Source organism: Oleiphilus sp. HI0061, from assembly GCF_001635675.1.
Window position 1 is genome coordinate 1 of sequence record NZ_LWFE01000390.1, and the last position, 805, is coordinate 805.

Here is an 805-nt window from a genome sequence, read left to right on the forward strand (position 1 = left end):
GTTGTGGTCCAAATAAAGATCACGTTATGTTGAAGTTGGACCATTTGGGTGAAGAAACCTTGAATGCCAAGCTTCCAGGTATTCTTGAATTGTCACGTACATTTGCTCACGTTGATCCGGTTAAGGTACCAATTCCGGTTGTACCAACTTGTCACTATATGATGGGTGGTATTCCGACTAATATCGGTGGTCAGGCACTAACGCAGGATGCTGAAGGTAACGATCACGTTATCGAAGGTCTATATGCTTGTGGTGAAGCTGCTTGTGTATCAGTTCATGGTGCAAATCGTCTTGGTGGTAACTCGCTACTTGATTTGGTTGTATTTGGTCGTGCTGCCGGTTTGCAGATTGAGAAATCTTTGCGCGAAGGTTTTGCAACTGATGATGCAACAGAGGCTGATATCGAAGCCGCATTAAGTCGTTTGGATCGTTTGGATAATACGACTGGCGGTGAAAGTGTTGCTAAGGTTCGAGAAGATTTGCAAAGCACGATGCAGCTTTACTTTGGCGTTTTCCGTGAAGGTGAGACCATGCAGAAAGGTCTTAAGATGCTCGACGAAATAGGTGAGAGAGTTAAGAATACTCATCTTGAAGATAAGAGCGCTGCTTTCAATACTGCTCGTATCGAAGCGCTTGAGCTGGATAACTTGTTCGAAGTTGCTTACGCAACAGCTGTAGCTGCAGAAGGACGTAAAGAAAGTCGTGGTGCTCATGCTCGTAATGATTTTACTGAGCGTGATGATGAAAACTGGTTGAAACACTCAATGTACTTCCCTCTAGAGAAGCGCGTTGGTAAGCGTGATGT

1 protein-coding gene is annotated in these 805 nt (G+C 44.6%); it reads left to right on the forward strand.

Annotated elements, in window-relative coordinates; all coding sequences use genetic code 11:
- Positions 1-805, forward strand: an 805-nt coding sequence (locus tag A3735_RS05335) for an FAD-binding protein (RefSeq protein ID WP_156499422.1), incomplete at both ends; no start/stop codon positions are given.